Annotated in this window: 2 protein-coding genes; both read left to right on the top strand. The window is 67.1% G+C overall.

Going from position 1 to position 1,382, the window contains the following annotated elements; genetic code table 11:
* On the top strand, positions 1 to 312 hold a 312-nt coding region (locus tag MOV74_RS38275; RefSeq protein ID WP_246932711.1), incomplete at its 5' end, for an ATP-binding cassette domain-containing protein.
* A 5-nt stretch (positions 313 to 317) separates the two neighbouring features.
* Positions 318 to 1,382 (top strand): alpha-D-ribose 1-methylphosphonate 5-triphosphate diphosphatase (locus tag MOV74_RS38280; protein ID WP_404979233.1); only part of this gene is annotated, 1,065 nt, incomplete at its 3' end.

Here is a 1,382-nt window from a genome sequence, read left to right on the forward strand (position 1 = left end):
GCCCGCGCCGGCGAGTTGCTGCACCGTCTCAACATCCCCGAGCGGCTCTGGCAGCTTCCGCCCGCGACCTTCTCCGGCGGCGAGCAGCAGCGCGTCAACATCGCGCGCGGCTTCATCTCGGACCTTCCGATCCTGCTGCTCGACGAGCCGACCGCCTCGCTCGATGCCGCCAACCGCACTGTGGTGGTCGAGCTTGTCGCCGAGAAAAAGCGCCAGGGCGTCGCTATGGTCGCCATTGTCCACGACGACGAAATCCGTCATCTGATTGCGGACCGTGTTGTCGACGTCACCAGCTTTGCCGCCGCGGCCTGAAGGAAATGGAAATGAACGTCCCGAAGGATATCGTGATCGCCAATGCCAGGATCGTGCTGGCCGACCGGGTGATCGAGCAGGGCTGGCTTGCCGTTGCCAATGGCCACATTGCCGAGATCGGTGAGGGCAGGGCGCCTGCGGGTGCGGAGAATGCAGGCGGCGATTTGATCATGCCGGGCCTGATCGAGCTCCATACCGACCACCTCGAAGCTCACTACGTGCCGCGCCCGAAAGTGTTCTGGAATCCGGTCGCCGCCGTGATCTCCTATGACGGTCAGCTCGCGACCTCAGGCATCACCACCGTGTTCGATTCGCTCCGGGTCTGGCGTGAGGACGGCGCCGAGGAGGTCGACGGCCGTGCCGGCGTGCTCGCAGCCGCGATCACCACCGCGCGCGACGCCAGACTGCTGCGCGCCGACCACTTCCTGCATCTGCGCTGCGAAATCCCGATGCCGAGCGTGGTCGAGGAGGCCAAGGAGCTGATCGACCGCCCCGACGTCAAGCTGATGTCGCTGATGGATCACACCCCCGGCCAGCGCCAGTTCCGCGACGAGGTCAAGCTGCGCGACTATTACCGCGGCAAGGGCGGCGGCAAGACCGATGCCGAGCTCGACGAGCTGTTCGCAAAGCGCTTCGAGTACCAGAAGGCCTATGCCGCCACCAACATGCGCGCGATCGTGGCGCTGGCGCAGGCCTACAAGATCCCGCTCGCAAGCCATGACGACACCACCGACGAGAACGTCGCGGACGCCGTGCGCGACGGCGTCGCCGTCGCGGAATTCCCGACCACGCTGGAGGCTGCGCGCGGCCTCCACGAGGCCGGCATCGACATCCTGAGGGGCGCGCCCAACGTCGTGCGCGGCGGCTCGCATTCCGGCAACATCGCCGCGGCCGATCTTGCCCGCGAAGGCCTGCTCGATATCCTGTCGTCGGACTACATCCCGTCGAGCCTCTTGATGGGTGCGCTGCAGCTGCCCGAGCATGTGCCCGCGATCGGCCTTCCCGCCGCGATCCAAACGGTGACGAAGGCGCCCGCCGAGGCGGTCGGCCTCACCGACCGCGGCGAGGTC

Source organism: Bradyrhizobium sp. SHOUNA76 (assembly GCF_023006445.1).
Classification (GTDB): Bacteria; Pseudomonadota; Alphaproteobacteria; order Rhizobiales; family Xanthobacteraceae; genus Bradyrhizobium.